General features: G+C 51.8%; 19 protein-coding genes. 2 read left to right on the forward strand and 17 right to left on the reverse strand.

Features of this window, described 5'->3' with window-relative positions; translation table 11 throughout:
* Nucleotides 1-20 precede the first annotated feature (20 nt).
* Nucleotides 21-1,508, forward strand: coding sequence for an alpha-amylase (amyA, locus tag ACOTXI_RS05300; protein WP_058654179.1), 1,488 nt, complete (start codon nt 21-23; stop codon nt 1,506-1,508).
* A 93-nt stretch (nt 1,509-1,601) separates the two neighbouring features.
* Here the strand turns inward: amyA and yedD are convergent, their stop codons facing one another.
* From yedD to ACOTXI_RS05340, 8 genes are all read right to left on the reverse strand, one after another.
* A complete protein-coding gene (yedD, locus tag ACOTXI_RS05305; RefSeq protein WP_023293875.1) occupies nt 1,602-2,015 on the reverse strand; it encodes a lipoprotein YedD in 414 nt (137 codons plus the stop codon).
* A 289-nt stretch (nt 2,016-2,304) separates the two neighbouring features.
* A complete protein-coding gene (locus tag ACOTXI_RS05310; RefSeq protein ID WP_421633919.1) occupies nt 2,305-4,182 on the reverse strand; it encodes an SGNH/GDSL hydrolase family protein in 1,878 nt (625 codons plus the stop codon).
* Between the two features lie 45 nt (nt 4,183-4,227).
* Entirely contained in the window at nt 4,228-4,620 is a 393-nt protein-coding gene (locus tag ACOTXI_RS05315) for a tail fiber assembly protein (protein WP_421633918.1), read from the reverse strand.
* Nucleotides 4,620-5,720: a hypothetical protein gene (locus ACOTXI_RS05320; protein WP_421633917.1), complete on the reverse strand. Its 1,101-nt coding sequence runs from the start codon at nt 5,718-5,720 to the stop codon at nt 4,620-4,622. The genes ACOTXI_RS05315 and ACOTXI_RS05320 overlap by 1 nt, the downstream gene beginning before the upstream one ends.
* Nucleotides 5,702-6,382, reverse strand: a complete 681-nt coding sequence (locus ACOTXI_RS05325; RefSeq protein WP_421633915.1) for a DUF2612 domain-containing protein — start codon at nt 6,380-6,382, stop codon at nt 5,702-5,704. The genes ACOTXI_RS05320 and ACOTXI_RS05325 overlap by 19 nt, the downstream gene beginning before the upstream one ends.
* Nucleotides 6,379-7,578 (reverse strand): baseplate J/gp47 family protein, encoded by a 1,200-nt coding sequence (locus ACOTXI_RS05330; RefSeq protein WP_421633914.1) that lies wholly within the window; start codon nt 7,576-7,578, stop codon nt 6,379-6,381. The genes ACOTXI_RS05325 and ACOTXI_RS05330 overlap by 4 nt, the downstream gene beginning before the upstream one ends.
* Nucleotides 7,578-7,931 carry a hypothetical protein gene (locus tag ACOTXI_RS05335; protein ID WP_421633913.1) on the reverse strand — a complete coding sequence of 118 codons (354 nt, stop codon included), beginning with the start codon at nt 7,929-7,931 and terminating at the stop codon, nt 7,578-7,580. Before ACOTXI_RS05335 ends, ACOTXI_RS05330 begins: the two co-directional genes overlap by 1 nt.
* Nucleotides 7,931-8,662, reverse strand: a complete 732-nt coding sequence (locus ACOTXI_RS05340) for a Gp138 family membrane-puncturing spike protein (RefSeq protein WP_107334396.1) — start codon at nt 8,660-8,662, stop codon at nt 7,931-7,933. The genes ACOTXI_RS05335 and ACOTXI_RS05340 overlap by 1 nt, the downstream gene beginning before the upstream one ends.
* An 87-nt stretch (nt 8,663-8,749) precedes the next feature.
* Between ACOTXI_RS05340 and ACOTXI_RS05345 the strand changes: the two genes are divergently transcribed.
* A complete protein-coding gene (locus ACOTXI_RS05345; RefSeq protein WP_000506882.1) occupies nt 8,750-9,067 on the forward strand; it encodes a DUF4236 domain-containing protein in 318 nt (105 codons plus the stop codon).
* Between the two features lie 30 nt (nt 9,068-9,097).
* On the opposite strand, the gene ACOTXI_RS05350 is transcribed toward ACOTXI_RS05345, so the two are convergent.
* From ACOTXI_RS05350 to ACOTXI_RS05390, 9 genes are read right to left on the reverse strand one after another with little or no spacing between them, the layout of a single operon-like run.
* Nucleotides 9,098-9,430 (reverse strand): hypothetical protein, encoded by a 333-nt coding sequence (locus tag ACOTXI_RS05350; protein ID WP_000734772.1) that lies wholly within the window; start codon nt 9,428-9,430, stop codon nt 9,098-9,100.
* Nucleotides 9,427-10,494 carry a hypothetical protein gene (locus ACOTXI_RS05355; RefSeq protein ID WP_421633911.1) on the reverse strand — a complete coding sequence of 356 codons (1,068 nt, stop codon included), beginning with the start codon at nt 10,492-10,494 and terminating at the stop codon, nt 9,427-9,429. Before ACOTXI_RS05355 ends, ACOTXI_RS05350 begins: the two co-directional genes overlap by 4 nt.
* Before the next feature lie 2 nt (nt 10,495-10,496).
* Nucleotides 10,497-10,799 carry a phage baseplate plug family protein gene (locus ACOTXI_RS05360; RefSeq protein WP_021312699.1) on the reverse strand — a complete coding sequence of 101 codons (303 nt, stop codon included), beginning with the start codon at nt 10,797-10,799 and terminating at the stop codon, nt 10,497-10,499.
* On the reverse strand, nt 10,800-11,375 hold the full coding sequence (locus tag ACOTXI_RS05365; RefSeq protein ID WP_107334395.1) for a phage baseplate protein: 576 nt from the start codon (nt 11,373-11,375) through the stop codon (nt 10,800-10,802).
* The gene (locus tag ACOTXI_RS05370) at nt 11,375-13,291 is read right to left on the reverse strand and encodes a hypothetical protein (RefSeq protein ID WP_421633910.1); all 1,917 of its coding nucleotides are present in this window, start codon (nt 13,289-13,291) and stop codon (nt 11,375-11,377) included. The genes ACOTXI_RS05365 and ACOTXI_RS05370 overlap by 1 nt, the downstream gene beginning before the upstream one ends.
* On the reverse strand, nt 13,281-13,433 hold the full coding sequence (locus ACOTXI_RS05375) for a DUF6889 family protein (protein ID WP_110247638.1): 153 nt from the start codon (nt 13,431-13,433) through the stop codon (nt 13,281-13,283). Before ACOTXI_RS05375 ends, ACOTXI_RS05370 begins: the two co-directional genes overlap by 11 nt.
* 35 nt (nt 13,434-13,468) lie before the next feature.
* Nucleotides 13,469-13,897 (reverse strand): phage tail assembly chaperone, encoded by a 429-nt coding sequence (locus ACOTXI_RS05380; protein WP_117032180.1) that lies wholly within the window; start codon nt 13,895-13,897, stop codon nt 13,469-13,471.
* Nucleotides 13,898-13,900: 3 nt separating this feature from the next.
* Nucleotides 13,901-14,344, reverse strand: coding sequence for a DUF3277 family protein (locus tag ACOTXI_RS05385; RefSeq protein WP_048289807.1), 444 nt, complete (start codon nt 14,342-14,344; stop codon nt 13,901-13,903).
* A gap of 10 nt (nt 14,345-14,354) precedes the next feature.
* A complete protein-coding gene (locus ACOTXI_RS05390; RefSeq protein ID WP_421633909.1) occupies nt 14,355-15,500 on the reverse strand; it encodes a DUF3383 family protein in 1,146 nt (381 codons plus the stop codon).
* Nucleotides 15,501-15,503 lie beyond the last annotated feature (3 nt).

Consider the following 15,503-nt stretch of genomic DNA (forward strand, 5'->3'; position numbering starts at 1 on the left):
TGGCTTCTGGAGCAAGGATGATGAAAAACCCCACCCTGTTACAATGTTTTCACTGGTACTACCCTGCTGGCGGTGAATTGTGGCGAGAGGTCACGGCGCTAGCCCCCAATCTTAACGAAATCGGCATTAACATGATCTGGCTCCCGCCCGCCTATAAAGGCGCGTCAGGCGGGTATTCTGTCGGCTATGACTCCTATGACCTGTTCGATCTGGGCGAGTTTGACCAGAAAGGCAGTATCGCCACGAAATACGGTGACAAAGCGCAGCTGCTGGAAGCCATCGACGCCCTCAAGCGCAACGACATTGCCGTACTGCTGGACGTGGTGGTGAACCACAAAATGGGTGCCGATGAAAAAGAGCCCGTCCGCGTTCAGCGCGTGAACGAGCAGGATCGCACGCAGATCGACGATGAGGTCATCGAGTGTGAAGCCTGGACCCGCTATACCTTCCCTGCCCGCGCCGGGCAATATTCGCAGTTTATCTGGGACTACAAATGCTTCAGCGGCGTCGACCACATTGAAAACCCCGATGAAGACGGCATTTTTAAAATCGTCAACGACTACACCGGCGAAGGCTGGAACGATCAGGTTGATGATGAGATGGGTAACTTCGATTATCTGATGGGCGAAAATATCGACTTTCGCAATCACGCCGTGACCGAGGAGATCAAATACTGGGCCCGCTGGGTCATGGAACAGACGCGCTGCGACGGTTTTCGTCTGGACGCCGTCAAGCATATTCCCGCCTGGTTTTACAAAGAGTGGATTGAGCACGTCCAGGAGGTCGCCGACCAGCCGCTTTTTATCGTGGCGGAATACTGGTCCCATGAGGTGGATAAACTTCAGGCCTATATCGACCAGGTCGAAGGCAAAACCATGCTGTTTGATGCCCCCCTGCAGATGAAATTCCACGAGGCGTCACGTCAGGGCCGGGATTACGACATGAGCCAAATCTTTACCGGCACGCTGGTGGAAGCCGATCCGTTTCATGCGGTCACCCTCGTCGCAAACCATGACACCCAGCCTTTGCAGGCGCTGGAAGCCCCGGTCGAAGCCTGGTTTAAACCGCTGGCGTATGCGCTGATCCTGCTGCGGGAAAATGGCGTGCCGAGCGTCTTTTATCCGGACCTCTTTGGCGCCAGCTATGACGATACGGGTGGAGACGGTGAAACGTACCATATTGATATGCCTGTGATTGAGCAGCTCCACGAGCTGATCCTCGCGCGCCAGCGTTTTGCCCACGGCGTGCAGACGCTCTTTTTTGACCATCCTAACTGCATCGCCTTCAGCCGCAGCGGCACGGAAGACGATCCCGGCTGCGTGGTGGTGATGTCGAACGGGGACGACGGCGAGAAGGTAATTTGCCTGGGGGAAAACTACGGCAACAAAACGTGGCGTGATTTTCTCGGCAATCGCGAAGAAACGGTCACCACGGCGGAGGATGGCGAAGGGACGTTTACCTGCAAAGGCGGAAGCGTAAGCGTGTGGGTAATTGAGGATGCGTTGTAGAAACCATGCCGGGTGGCGGCTTCGCCTTACCCGGCCTACTGGAGGGCACTTTTGTAGGCCGGGTAAGCGTCAGCGCCACCCGGCAACAAACGGCTACGGTAGTTTACTCTCCAGCGGATGCTTGCTCAGGTAATCGGCACACTCAACCGTTGGGCGATCGACCTTCTGCAGCTCCAGCCCGTCGTACTCAAGCGTCGAGCCATCGCGCTCCAGCGGATAGATATCCAGCTTGCGCGTCACGTTGTAATAACTGTCTGAACGCAGCATGATTTTACCCGGCACGGCAATCACGCGCTGCCACTGACGGCAGTCCAGCGTATCGCCCTCTTCCGTCACCACCAGCGTGGCAATCGCTTCAGGGCTGACCATTTTGCTCTGCGGCCCTTTTGACTGCCAGTATCCCGCCAGATGCGCCGGGACAGGATGCTTGATCACCTCTTTATAATTATCGACCTGAACGCACCCGGTCAGTGCCAGCAGCGCGCCAGCAATTGCTATTTTTTTCATCATCTTTCCTGCATTCGAAGAAAAAAATATTGTGGCATTAAAGCGCTGCGGCTGCCAGCGAAGATCGACAGGTCTTAGACCTGCATCCCCATCATATGAGCATACATTTTTCATAATCGACAAAGATCGTCCAAGAGCGCACCAAATAACAGATGGTTAGAGTCGTCGAAAACATCAGTCGTCTAAGTTCACCTTAGAGCGAGTGCTGTTTTGTGTCCCACCCATGCCCCATCACATGCAAAGCCTTGCCAACCGAAGCAAAGCTTTGTATGCCCCATTTTTTCTAAGATTACAAAACAGAGTACGTGACGTTTATCTGTACCCGGTCAGCAGGCGCTGTTTCATAAAATGTAACTGCCCCATCCGCTCCAATGAGGATGATTGCCGGAGACCATGCAGCTCCAATCATCTTCATTCCACTCACCATGACTTGTTTTTTCGGTCTGCACCACGCTGGCAGGGTTGTGATTTTAGTAGACGGCGAACTTCCTCCTACTCCAAAGGAACCTTGCAGGGTTACGACACCAGACCTCAGAACGGCTGATATTGGGTCAACTACAATGATGTTTGGAACTGTAGGAAGCAGATCATAATATTTTATGGTGTAGCTTCTTCTCTGAATATTTGCAGATTCAACAACCGGCCTGACTATAGCCGCTACACCCTGAGAAGAATAATGGTTAACTCCATTACCACCCCATGGCTTTTTAGATTTTGCGTCAATGCCAGGAGTGCCAAAAATATCATCATCAAACAAGCTTTGCTGCACCCTTTCAGGGTATCCCATGGACAGATAATAACTACTGAATGGGCCATCATCTGTGTTTGGGTAGCTAATTCTTGGATGAAATTCTCCACCATGCCGAATGCAGTTGAATCTTACAATCTCACTTTCACCATCCAGTGAAATGACAATATTTATTGAGGTTACGGAAAGGCTGATACTTCCGATGGAAGATACCGGCATTGTATAATTTATGTTTTCATAAACACCGGCATTTGTCTGGGCGACAATATTGATTTGATTACCATTTTTATTGATGGTAACCCAATCCTGAGACCCTGCACCCACAATAAATCTGACTGGCCTGTTGTCTCCCCATGATGAGGCACTGCCATTAAAATAATACTCATGGCACGCATCAGAAGGCGCTGCGTACGATCCAGATTTAACTTCCTGCACGGTCATTGGGCACGACAGAATATCCCTTCCGTCTCTCAGCAGGTTTGTCTGCCTGTTGATATCAAGCAAACCGTAACCATTCCTTTTAGCATATGACCTTACATACCCAGCAACGTAATCCCTTCCTTCCTGACTGGCATAATCATAGAAACCCGATCCATTACCGTATAGCGTGGACATTGAAGGGTTAGGCGTTGTTACGAAGACAATGCTTGGAACCTTACTCCATGATTTTATTTTGGCAATAACAGCATGCATGGATGGGGCATCAAAACCCTGCGCATCATTCATCCCGAACGCAAGAAATAATAAATCAGGAGATAAATCCTTAACATAGTCAAGCCATGGCTTCTGGCGATCTACATACCATGCAGGAAAAGCTCCTGGAAGATTGTTGGCGTTACCCCACACCTGACCACCGATGCCACGATTATAAAATCTTATTTGAGTGTCCGGATTCTTTTCTTTGATGTGCTGAACAATGCATCCATACATTGAATCAGGAGGCGTGCAGTCTGAAACGGAATAACCACTAAGAGAGTCGCCCATCATTACGACAACAGGACTTGCCGCATCACTGAACTGTTTTAATGATATATCAGGGATATTCCCTCCTATCCTGCAATTTGATGGCTCATTCCCTTTAAGTGATGCCCTGCGATATAAACCCTGAATATCATTGCCATGCAGAAAAATTCTTGTTTTATTTCTTACCGGAACTGTAACATCATCAACAACAAAATCACTGTTAACATACAGGTTTTTAATACCATTACTAATACAGCTATCAATAGCGGAATTAAGGCAGTTAGCATTTTCCTGCGGTGTTTTTGATGGTGAGCAACCAAAATCTTCTACATTTACACGCATATCGTCTCCTGGTGTAAAAGGCTTACTCGTGCTCTCTTTGTCTGTGCTTGCTAAAGCTGTGGCGACCGGCGCTATCGCCACACCACATAAAAACTTCCTGCGATTAATGAACATACAAACGTCTCCTAACATCCATGATGGAGACTTTATCACATGGGGTTACTCAGGAATAGGAGTCCATACCATCGACTCAGTGACGTCAAGAGACTGAACTTTATCAATATAATCAATCCACTTGTTCAGATAATCCTTTTCAGCATCTGAGACATCCCTCCCAAGCAGAAGTTTTGTCTGTGGCACCATGATTTTCGCTTTCGCCTGCTCGATTCTAAATGCCTTCTCTGCGGAATTAAGTAAAATCATTTCTTCAGATGAAATTTCTACTGATGGAGGGCTTGAGAAAACACCGTCCTTGTAAAAATAACCAATCAGAACTGACTCATCGCATGGCTCAAGAGTTGCGTCGTCATCAACTGCATAATCACTTACGCCATCATATTTAATTCTGTTTACCACCACGCCATCACGTATGATCGCATATTCATCTGACATTATGCATACTCCCAAATGATACAAAGCCCATTACCACCACTACCCCCTGCAAATGTGGCTCCAGCAGAGTTTGCATTGCATGCCCCGCCACCTCCAGCACCATAGTTAACTGAAGAAGTGCCGGTTTTCGCCGGACCTGATGGCTGAGCACCGCAACCAAACCATCCTCGACCACCTCTGCCGCCAAACGGGTTTGTGAGGCTATTTGCTACACCACTCCAACCGCCTTCACCGCGCTCAATTACTGTGGCTCCAGTTGGCTCCAGCGCAGGAGAAAGCCCGCCCGCTGCCGAACTTGGTGCCCCGGCTGTGCCAACCGTTCCGCCATTGCCACCAGGGCATGACAGAAGCGCACCGAATGATGAGGTTCCACCATTACCACCTGTTGCACCAGTGACGCCAACACCGCCAGTTCCAACGGTCACTGATACGCCGGAGAAATCTGAAGAAAATACAGCTGCACCATAGCTGCCAGCTGTACCGCCTGTTCCGCTACTTACCTGAGATGAGTTGGTAACAACCGCGCCGCCTCCTGCGCCACCGGCCCCAATAAGCTCAACATAAACAAACTTTGTACCTGTTGACGGTGTATAAGTGCCAGAAGAGGTAAAGATTTGAGGCGCACCTAAAAGCCTGCCAGTACCCAACCCTAAATATGAAACAACATCAGCAATAGTGCTCTTGCCGATAATGTCCCGGCCTACAGATGTTAGATCTGTGAGCGCAGCAGTATCCGGCCCATTGAAATACGCCAGCTTATTCGCAGCGCCAGTGAGAGCTGCAATGGCTGTCAAGGTAGCGTCAAGAGGCTGGAAATCAGCACCAAATGCGGTATGCATTTTGGTAATGAAACCAGCAACGTTACCGTCATCAAGCACATTTTGCCCGCTTTTATCAGCGGTATACTGCGCCAGTGCAGATGCGATGAAGAGAGCCTGGCGGATCGCTTTGTTGATCTGTGCACTGCTGGCTTTGCCGGACTGAAACCCGGTAGCCAGGGCGGCAAGTGCCACCCAGTCAGCTTGTGACATTACGTTTGCCCCGGAACCTGTTGCGAAGGGCTTAAAGTCATTGGTAGGCATTAGAGTAATTTCTCCCATGAGCCGTCATCAAATCCGGCGATATAGTCGTTGTCCATGTCAAAACCGAAAAAACGGTTTCCTTCCGATGGCGTTTCCACCGCCGGTATTTCAATACTTCCCCCCCACACGCCAGCAGCTTTAACGGTCAAATAGCCCTGTTTAATTGCCGCGATGAGTTCAAGCGAAACATCTGAGATATCAACCTCCGGAAATACCCAGATACTGATCGTCATGTCCTGATTGTCGACGATCTGCATTCGCAGGCCGGAGCCGGTCAGAGCTGTATCAAGGATTTGAGGCAACGAATCGTTGGTACCGTCCCAGTTGTTGATAGCGATTTTTGCCTTAAGAATTACGCGGTATGTTTCATCACTCAGTGCCGTATAGCCGCTGTCCGGGTCAAATGGTCCCTGCCATACGCCCTGATCCCATCCGAGGCCATCAGTATCGAACGAGAAATAAATTCCGCTGATTGGCACACTGACGATGCGACTGCGCCCGATCCACTCACCAAGAATGTCCAGTTGCACACCGACTGCAGTATCTATGTCGAAGGCAGCAATTAGACTATTAAGCGAAGTAGAGACGTCGGTAAGTGGCCGGGTGGATAAATCAACATGCTGAAAAAAAAGGGGCTTCCCGGCGTGGTAGTTGGTTATCAGGTCGGTGTATTTGCTCATGATGACACCGTGATAGAGATATTGGCTGTCGTGCAGCTTGCTGACTCGTCATACGCAATAGCAATATTCGCTGCCGCTTCACTACCAGCAACCTTGCCAATAAGCAGTTCAGTAATATCGTAATAGCGCGCGTTTCCGCCACTTACGACACCAAGGTTTGCCGGTGAATAAATCCGGCTTAGCAGAACGCTGTCGCCGATTTTCAGGCTGTTAATGTAATCCGAAACTGCTTTTTTAATGTCTTCCCCGATCTGCGACGTATAACCAGTAAAAACGCGGAGAGTAATAGCGACATACACAGGCACATCAACTGGACGTGAAAAGCTTATGTTATGTGGGTTGCCATAATAATCAGGAACCTGAACAGTAGTTGTTCCATAAGTGGCAACCCCTTGACCTTTTTTACCCCGGATAGTCTGCGCGATCGTTGTTGCGTCACCGCCGTCCACAATTGCCGATATGGAGTGAGCCGGAAGTCCGTTAGCATCACCGGCGCCAGTATCGTTTTCATAGAGCTTATGGCGCGTAACGCCTGCAATGTTCGCCAGCGCACCGTCAACAGCATCAAAAGGCGTCAGAGACGGTAAGGCAACGCTCTGTGATTGCCGGACACGCAATTCAGCATTTGTTTCGGCGGCAACGCCTACCGTAGCCGCTTGCGGGTTAGTTACTGATACCCAGCCACGTGTCGGGGTGTTTATCTTATTAACTGACCCGGCAGGGGCGGCCACAGCGCCAGCAACAGAACATGTCGCAGTAGCAATAACCGTCCCATCAATACCAATTGTCACCTGAGCAGGAAGATTCCAGATGATGCCGTTGGCATCTTTCACAGAGCCGTTTGTGATTAACGTTCCGGCCTCACCCTCGATCAGCTCATCGACCGTAGAGTTTGTCGCAGCACGGCGAGTGATGCCGTTAATTTTGACGTTACTGGTTAATGCATCGTCCAGCGCCGTCGATGGAGAAAATGACCGGTAAACAGAAATGGCCGTGTTGTTCGCATCGTGAATGGCCAGAGCCACCAGAGCGACCATCTGGCCGTCTTTGCTGTCCGGGTCGAGATAGGCATCACTGCCATAAATCTGCTGAAAATAGCCGGTGATGGTGTCCAGAACGGTCTGATAGTCGGGCGCACTTATCCCCTCAGCGGTTACCGTTGCCGATAAGCCGAGTGTGTCGAGGTCCAAAGACATTACGCCTCCGAAGTTACTGTGGTTGTCCCGTAGATGGTTTCCACCGTCGCTGTGAACGTTACACGGCGTGTGGTGCCGTCAACGGTGGTATTAAATGCAGTGATTGAGCTAACCCCCTGCGTTTCCAGGATGCGCCGGCGGATAGCCAGGTTGTAGGTGTCAGGCTTTTGCTTACCCAGTACGGACTGAATCCAGGGTGTTCCCTCTGTGGTGTCGAGGAACCACTGACCGTACCAGAGCAGGAAGCGCGTTTTAATGGCCTGCGCTACGGCCTCCGGAGAGTTCACCAGCCAGGTATCATCGCCCTCACCGAAAGTGTAATCCCCGTCATCATCTTCACGTCGGTATCGCATTATTCAGGCTCTCCGGTGCTATCGTTGCCATGTTCAACGCCACCATGCGTGTGCGTCATTAGGCTCTTACCGCCTGCAGTCACGTCGTTGGTTACGGTGACCGGGCCGTGCATTGTGGCCGTGCCTCCTCTCTCACCCATTCCTTGCGACAGGTTGCCGTTGATCGTCACGTTGCCGTTAAGGACGATTTCCGGGGCGTTAATAGTCGCGCTGCCGGCGGTGGTGGCAGTGATATCCCCTCCGGCTGCCACCTCAATGAAAGCCGAACCATCATCGGTACGCAGCTGCGCTCCCGTAGTGCTGATGCCGCCGATTTTCTTCGCCTGCGACTGCGGGCCCACGATACAGAACGCATCCGATAAATCATGCATGCGCCCGTCTACCGGCTCCTGTACACCCCCGCTTTGCCACCAGAAATCAATGCAGCGGTCGGCAAATATCACCAGACACTCATCGCCTTCGCTAACGGGAAAAGTGAGCGTACAGCCGCCCCCGCGGGGGAATACAACTGGAACATCCACCAGCAGCGGATAATCCTTCGTGCTTTTGTTGCCGTCGTTGTCGCGCTCGATGTAGCGGATCGCTGGCTGAACAACAGCCGTCAAAGATTCTGGGTCGAATGACTGGATGATCCCCGGCAGTGCTACGCGCATTTGCTCGCTAAGCGTCTTTCGCTCAGACGCCAGAACCTCCGCCAGCGCCCCACTACGGGTTTGGCTTGATACGCCCATGTTTTCTCCAGATAATGATTACCCTCACTTAGTGAGGGGTAGAATAAAAATTTAATTACTTAGTATTTTTGACTACAGGAGATACCTATGGGCTTCAGATTTAGGAAGCGGATACGCATAGCTCCAGGCCTAGCAATCAATATCAGCAAGAGTGGCGTTAGTACGTCGATTGGCCCAAAAGGCGCCACTACCAACATAAGTGGAAGAGGAATAAAAACCACCGTTGGAATTCCGGGATCCGGTTTGTCATACACCGTTGGCCCAGGGAAAAAATCTGGAAAAGCTACATCGGAAGAGGAATTTTCAGAACAGGAACCAACGGCTCAAAGGGAAGGGATCCATTGGTGGAGGCTTGCAGTTTTCATCATTGCCGCCATAGTTCTATCGCAAATATTTAAGCAGTGAGATTTTAGCCCTGATTAACTCAGGGCTTTTTTATACTGTTTTGCATGGATATGAACCAATCAATTTAGGCGCATCCATACTGTTCTGTAGCAGTTGAACATTGAGCCAAGATTTGCCATCCCGCTTGATGAATTGAAATCCGTAATTATTTCCATCACGGGAAGGCATTATACCCATATCCCATTTGGCATTTGATTCGTCACCTTTCTTTCCGAGATATTTAACCTTTTGACTGGTAACCAATTCTCCATTGATTCTTACCAGACCCTCAGAATCGTTAATAGTTAGCTTGTAACCGCCACATTGGATGGCAGAAAGTGCCGGTGCAGAAAATAAAGCGATCAATATCAATAATTTTTTCACCCAGCGCCTCTCTCCAGTGCTGATTGAGTTTTTAGATCCATCGCGCCACGCGCTTCACACATCATATCCATGTACGACGCCTGGCCCCTTGTGTCGCCAGTGTACATAATGCCACGGACAATATAAACGCCGTCAGTAGCAATACTGGCAGGCTGCGCAGTTGTGCCTTCAATGGTGATGTTTCCGTTGTTGTTCTGGTCAGTGATACGCCCTTGCGTCATGGCGATATCGTTATTCCCCAGCACGGTACGGAACACAGAAGCCTGATTCAGCTCGATCAGGCCATTAACGCGGATGTTAGGGTTAATCAGGCAACGGACGTTAACGCCGCTACCAATGGTCTGCTGAGGCATGCCGACAAGGCCGGTGGCGCTGTTCAGCTTAATGGCTTCGTGAACAACCTCATTTTTCGCCACCATTTCCCGCTTACCGTCGACAAACATCCAGTCAGCCTTGCATTGCTCGGCGACGTTATCCATCAGATGCCTGGTCATACCAAAAAGCACCCTGCCGCGAGGAAACACCGTTGCAGGCATGGCGGGGGTATTCCCTTCCGTGGCTCCGTTAGCGTTGAAGTCCTTCATGAGCACTGCATTGACGTCAGAGACCGTATAGCCAGCCGCCAGCGTCTGCGCAGTGATCGAGGTAGCGAATGCCCGGTCAGAATCAGCCGCCTGAATAAGGACAAAGCTATCAACGGGGTTATCTTTTCCTGTGATGGTGTACCGGATTTCTCCGTCGAAAATCAGCCCATAATTTCGACCGTCCATCTGCCCGACTTCATCGGGTTTTACTGTCCTGGCGACGCCTACCTGGCTGGCGGGAACGTCAGCTGCAATGCCATCGTAACCAGCGATAACCCTAATCCGGGAGAATTCCTCTCCGACGATCCGGTTTACGGTATCAGCTGAAAGGTTATAGATTTTGAAAGTACCTACTCGCGTTTCGCTGCTGAGATTAAACCAGTCGATAGTAAAAGTGCTCTTGAAGCTACCAAAATCAGTGGCGTTCCCCTTCGAATCGACTAACTGCAATTCGAAGTGCCGCATCCAGTTCTGAGACATTTTTACTCCGTTACCGCATAAAGATGGCTGTAAATACCCAGATCGGCCTCAGTTGGATTTTCGCTGGACTGGTTGTCGCAGCCCACATAAAGCGAAAAGCCAAGCCCGAGATAGCGATACTGCGCCAGCAGGTCGGCGCCGGTGATAAGCGGGATCCCCTTTATCAGGTCCGCGCCGCTGCTATCCATAATATCCAGACACCAGAAAGCAGCACGCCAGGTCACAGCCATTTGCAGACTTTGACCTGCCACGGATATGGAGAATCGCTGGTTTTCCGGAGAAAGAGGGATTTCGCTGATCGTCATTTACCCTCCCGCTACAAAGCCACTTAACCGGCTCAATATTGATTCATTTTTTTGAACTGGCGTTTTCACCCCGGAGTTTTGCACGGCTGAGGTGTTCGCCCCTAACTTCATATTGGACTTTGAAGCTACCTGCGTGGTGGTTGTGCTTGTGATAATCACTTCCCGGAGCGTCAGCACAGCAGAGAGAATATTTTCCGACGTCCTGTCGGTAGTGACCTCAAGCGCACGGATCAGCATATTGGTGTAAATCCGCTTACCGGTCACCACATCTAAAGGCACCCTGCTGCTCTGCAGATTTAACAGCTCCTGATAAGTCTCCTTCGGGCCAATACCAACGCTTAGCCCAAGAGAAGATGTATCTACGAAGTCAAGTAAGGAACCGCCACCAGCAAAACCGACCTGCATTACCACTTCCGAAGGACGTCGAAATGCATGGTCGGAAATTGCTGCGCCAACCTCTACGGGATGCTCGGTTATTTCAAGAGAGTCATCATGCTTTTCCGAAATAACAACACTGGGGACTATCAGCCCGATCCGCCTGCTCTGCTGCTGAAAGAGAGTAGAAAGAATATCCATCATCCTGCTCCAGTTTGGTTATTTCTCAGCACCCTGGCATTAGCATCAAGCTGGCGGCGACTGACTTCCTGCCCAATCTCCTGAGCATTACCGCCATAGATGTTGTAGGTGTTTTGCTGATTCACCTGCGCTCCAGCAGCCTGATGGGCAAGTGGGCTATTCCAGTTCGAATATCCCTCTTTGCGGGCCATAGACTGCATGAGCATAGCCATCGTATTGGGGTCGGACAGGTTTAATGCTGCTGTCGGCGATACACCCATCCAGCCAGCAACGTCACGGGCATATTTGGCAGGATCGTTGTTATCGGCCGCAGGCGCCCAGGTGCTGACGATATCCATGATAGTCTGCAGGCGGCGCCCGGTCGTTTTACCAGTAAAGTACCGCATGAGCTGGTTTTTCATGGCCTCCCAGCCTTCCAGCGCAGAACCAAACGCACGAAAACCACCACCGCCTACGGGCCGAATATTGCCGGGGTTATTGTTGCGATCTGCAAGCGTATTCCCTTCGCCACGGAAGAAACGGCCTATGCTGCGCGGGTCAAATCCGGTCTTATCCTTTATCCAGTCAGCTGCGCTATTGGCACTATCAGAAACGCCGGGCAGCGCATCAGGCTGGTTACTGCCTTGCTTGAGAAGAGCCCTGCCAATGCTTGCAGCATCCGACCAGCGACCGTCCTTGATAGCGTTAAGCAGGTCGCCGATCATACTCAGCATCTTACTAAACTCACCCATCTGGGTAATGAAGTTGCTGAAATCCCATTTCAAAGACCAGGATTTAGGGTCGATATTGAGCAGCTTTGCCAGCGCTTTTCCGAGGTCGAGGATAGTCTGTTTCAGGTCGCCGACCATCTTCAGTGCTGCGTCTACTTCAGGCTTCCATTTCTCCCAATCGATAAGGCTTTTACCACCTTCTCTGAAGGTTTTGTAATCCTCCCATAGCAAAGCGATGGCAGCGGCAAGACCAAGAACCCACGTAATCGGCGATGCGAGCATAGCGCGGTTTAGCATCCACCACGCTGCGGTTAACGCTCCAATTAGTTCGATCAGCTGCTGCGACTGCTTATCAAGAGAGTCCCACCAGTCGCTGATACTCTGACCCAATTGGATGAGGCGGTAAATTACCCTGCCTACCATCTCGCCAGCCCAGAGAATTCCTTTCACGGTACCGGTTATCGCGCCTTCAATTTTCGGGAAGTTTTCCAGGATCTGGCGACGCAGCCTGTCCAGAGAGCCAGCAAGTCCATCAGCGAGACTGGAGCCGATTTTATCCCGCGCCATGCCTGCCATCAGCCCAAAGGAGCGCAGCGAGGTCATGAATTTATTGGAGCTGACGGCGGCCACATCAGCGTTATAGCCGATCGCCTTCGCCATCGCGGTGTATTCGCCACTAAACTGGCCGATACCGCGACGCATTGCCATCAGGGTGTTTTCATCCAGACCCAGCATCTCAGCGTACTGGTTCGCGCGGTAATACGGCATGCTGCTAAGACGCTGGCCGACGCCGGTAAAGATCGTCGCCATATCCCGCATGTTGCCGCTGGCATCACGCGTTTGAACACCCAGCCGGTTCAGGAAACCCTCAGCGCCGGGATTGTTACGCATGAACCGGGCAAGATTTTCGAGAGAGCCGCGGGCCCCGTCGACACTGCCGCCAACCTGACTAACCGCATACCCAATCTGCTTAATGCCCTCCACCGTCGCGCCTGTGCGCTGAGAGGCCCAGTACAGGTCGTCGAGACCGCTGGCAATTTTCGCAGTGAATGCAACGACGGAAAGCGCCGCCGCCTCAACTTTGACGCCCAGCTCAATCGCTTTAAGCGTTGTCCCGGCAACGACGGCATCGAATTTTCTGGCGCCAGCCTCATCAACGTTAAACCCAAGCGAGATCAGAAAGTCCTTGAGCGTTTCAGCGTTCATTAGCCTCTCTCCATTTCGCTATGCGGTATTCGTTATCGGCTTTCAGGTCCAGCCAGTCATTCATGCGGGCAACGTCGGCCAGGTCGACCGAACCGTCCTTCAATGCGGTATAAGGAATGTACCCGGCTTCCACCGGGCGCATCAGGAAGCTTTCGCCTTCCGGCAGGGATTCCAGCGTTAAGCCTGCGGCGACGGGGCCACCTTCTCGTTGTCGGGGAGTTCTTTCAAAAAATTTCCCAGGCTGTCGGCGACCACCCGCGCCACCAGCTGCAGCATCGTAAACAGATCGATATCGTCGAACATCAGTACGCCCTGATCGAAGACTTTCGCCCATCCCTTTTCGTGCTGGCGGGACACGACACCCAGACACGGGTAAATCACCGCGTTAACGTCCTCGTCCGGCAGCGCGGCCAGCGTATCGGCAATTTTCGGCAGTACGCTTTCCAGCACAGCACCCGAGTTACCCGCAGCGGCCTGAGCTTTCAGCGTGGAAAATTCGCTGACGAGCCCAGCCAGCACCGGGAGCAGCTTGCGGCTGACTTTCAGTTGCTGGAAAACGTCGAGTTTGGCGGTACGGTAGTTGACGCCTTTGATTTCAAATTCCATCTGTTAAAACTCCCCCAGAAGCTGATCAATCTTGCCGCAGTCAAAGACCCACGACACCGTGTTGCCGACTTTTGCGTTAGCGTGATCCGGCTGTTTCTGGAAAGCACAGCTGCGCGCGGTGGTGATGTCGCCAGATGCTTTGTTTCGCACGACGATCACGTTGTTACCCCAGGTAGCGGAGGACTGGCTCTGGGCGTTGTACATCAAAGACAGCTTTTTGTTGACCGGGGAGGTTTTCAGCAAGGTTACCGTGATTGTGCCGCTCTTTCCGGCGTGCAGGCTGTGCATCACTTCCCCGTCAGCGCCGACAGTCATGGTGTTTTTTGCCTCGGTCATCGTAACCGTGATGCCCTCTTCGGAGTTCGCCGAGCCGTAGCCCAGATCGATACTTCCGGTTGGGCCGGTAAGGGAGGCCGAGACGTCAATAAAGCTGTAGGTGTTTCCCATTTATTCCCCCTTATCGAACCACGTTGATCTGTACGTCGCCATAGTGAATCGCCCCTGCCATCTTAATGGCCGCCTGAATCACAGGCGACTTACGCGCTTCCCTGTCAGATTGTGCCTGGTTGGCTACCGCATCTGCGTAGACGTAGTAACCCTTGGTCAGGGTATCGCCGGATTCAATATGGCCAATCGGGCCACCATTCCAGACGCCCGGAGCAATCAGCCCGTTATTTACCGCCTGATCCAGCGATGCTTCGACGTTGGTCATTAACCGGGTTACGCCCGCGTCGGTCTGCGGAATTTTGGTGGTCGAGGTGTACAGCAGGTTATAGAGATTGGTCTGAACGTAGTTCTGCAGCCAGTCCAGCCCGTGGCGTTCGTCGAAGAAATCACCGTTCGCCATCACGCCCTGCTGGATAATCGCCGTATCGTTGGCGTAGTAGACGTAGACGTTACCGTTAATGGCATCAATGGCGGCTGCCTGCGCGGTCGTCAGCGTCTCGTATGTCACGCCTGGCTCAGTCTTGAACTTCAGGGTGATCGTGGTGTTGTTGCCGGTAAAGTTCACAGTGAACGCACGACCAAAGGCCGAGATAGCGGCATATTTGCTGCTGGTACTGTACTGCCAGAATGTGCGGGAGTAGCCCGCCGCCTTCAGCTTATAGCCGATATTGCCGGTATTACCGGATACCAGTACATTCGCGTCATCAGTGGTAACCGCCAGAATACGGCTCAGACTGGAAGCCTCGATCGCCGCGGCCACCGAAATCACATCCGCTTCAACCAGATCGGCGCTATCGGCAATCGCCAGGCCGTACCAGTTGGTATATTGCAGAGAGGCATTAACCGCCTGCAGCAGGGTTTCTACAGTACCGGATTCACCCGTTGCCAGGGTCTTCGCCCAGCGGCCGATATAGACCAGCGTGGGTTTTGGTGACTGTGAAAAGAAGATGGTCGCCGCCTCGTACTCGGGAGAATCGACACCAAAATCATCGCCGATATCCTCAATGGCTGAATACTGGCGAATACGCTCAGTGACCGGGATAACCGTAGAGGTACCCAGAATGAGGAGCGCGCCGAAGTTACGCCCCGTTGCCGCTACCGGTGACATGATGACATCAACGTTAACGACATTGGAAACAGGTAAGCCCTGTGCCATGTT

The organism is Enterobacter cloacae complex sp. BZL2005 (assembly GCF_049238885.1).
In the GTDB taxonomy this organism is placed as follows: domain Bacteria; phylum Pseudomonadota; class Gammaproteobacteria; order Enterobacterales; family Enterobacteriaceae; genus Enterobacter; species Enterobacter roggenkampii.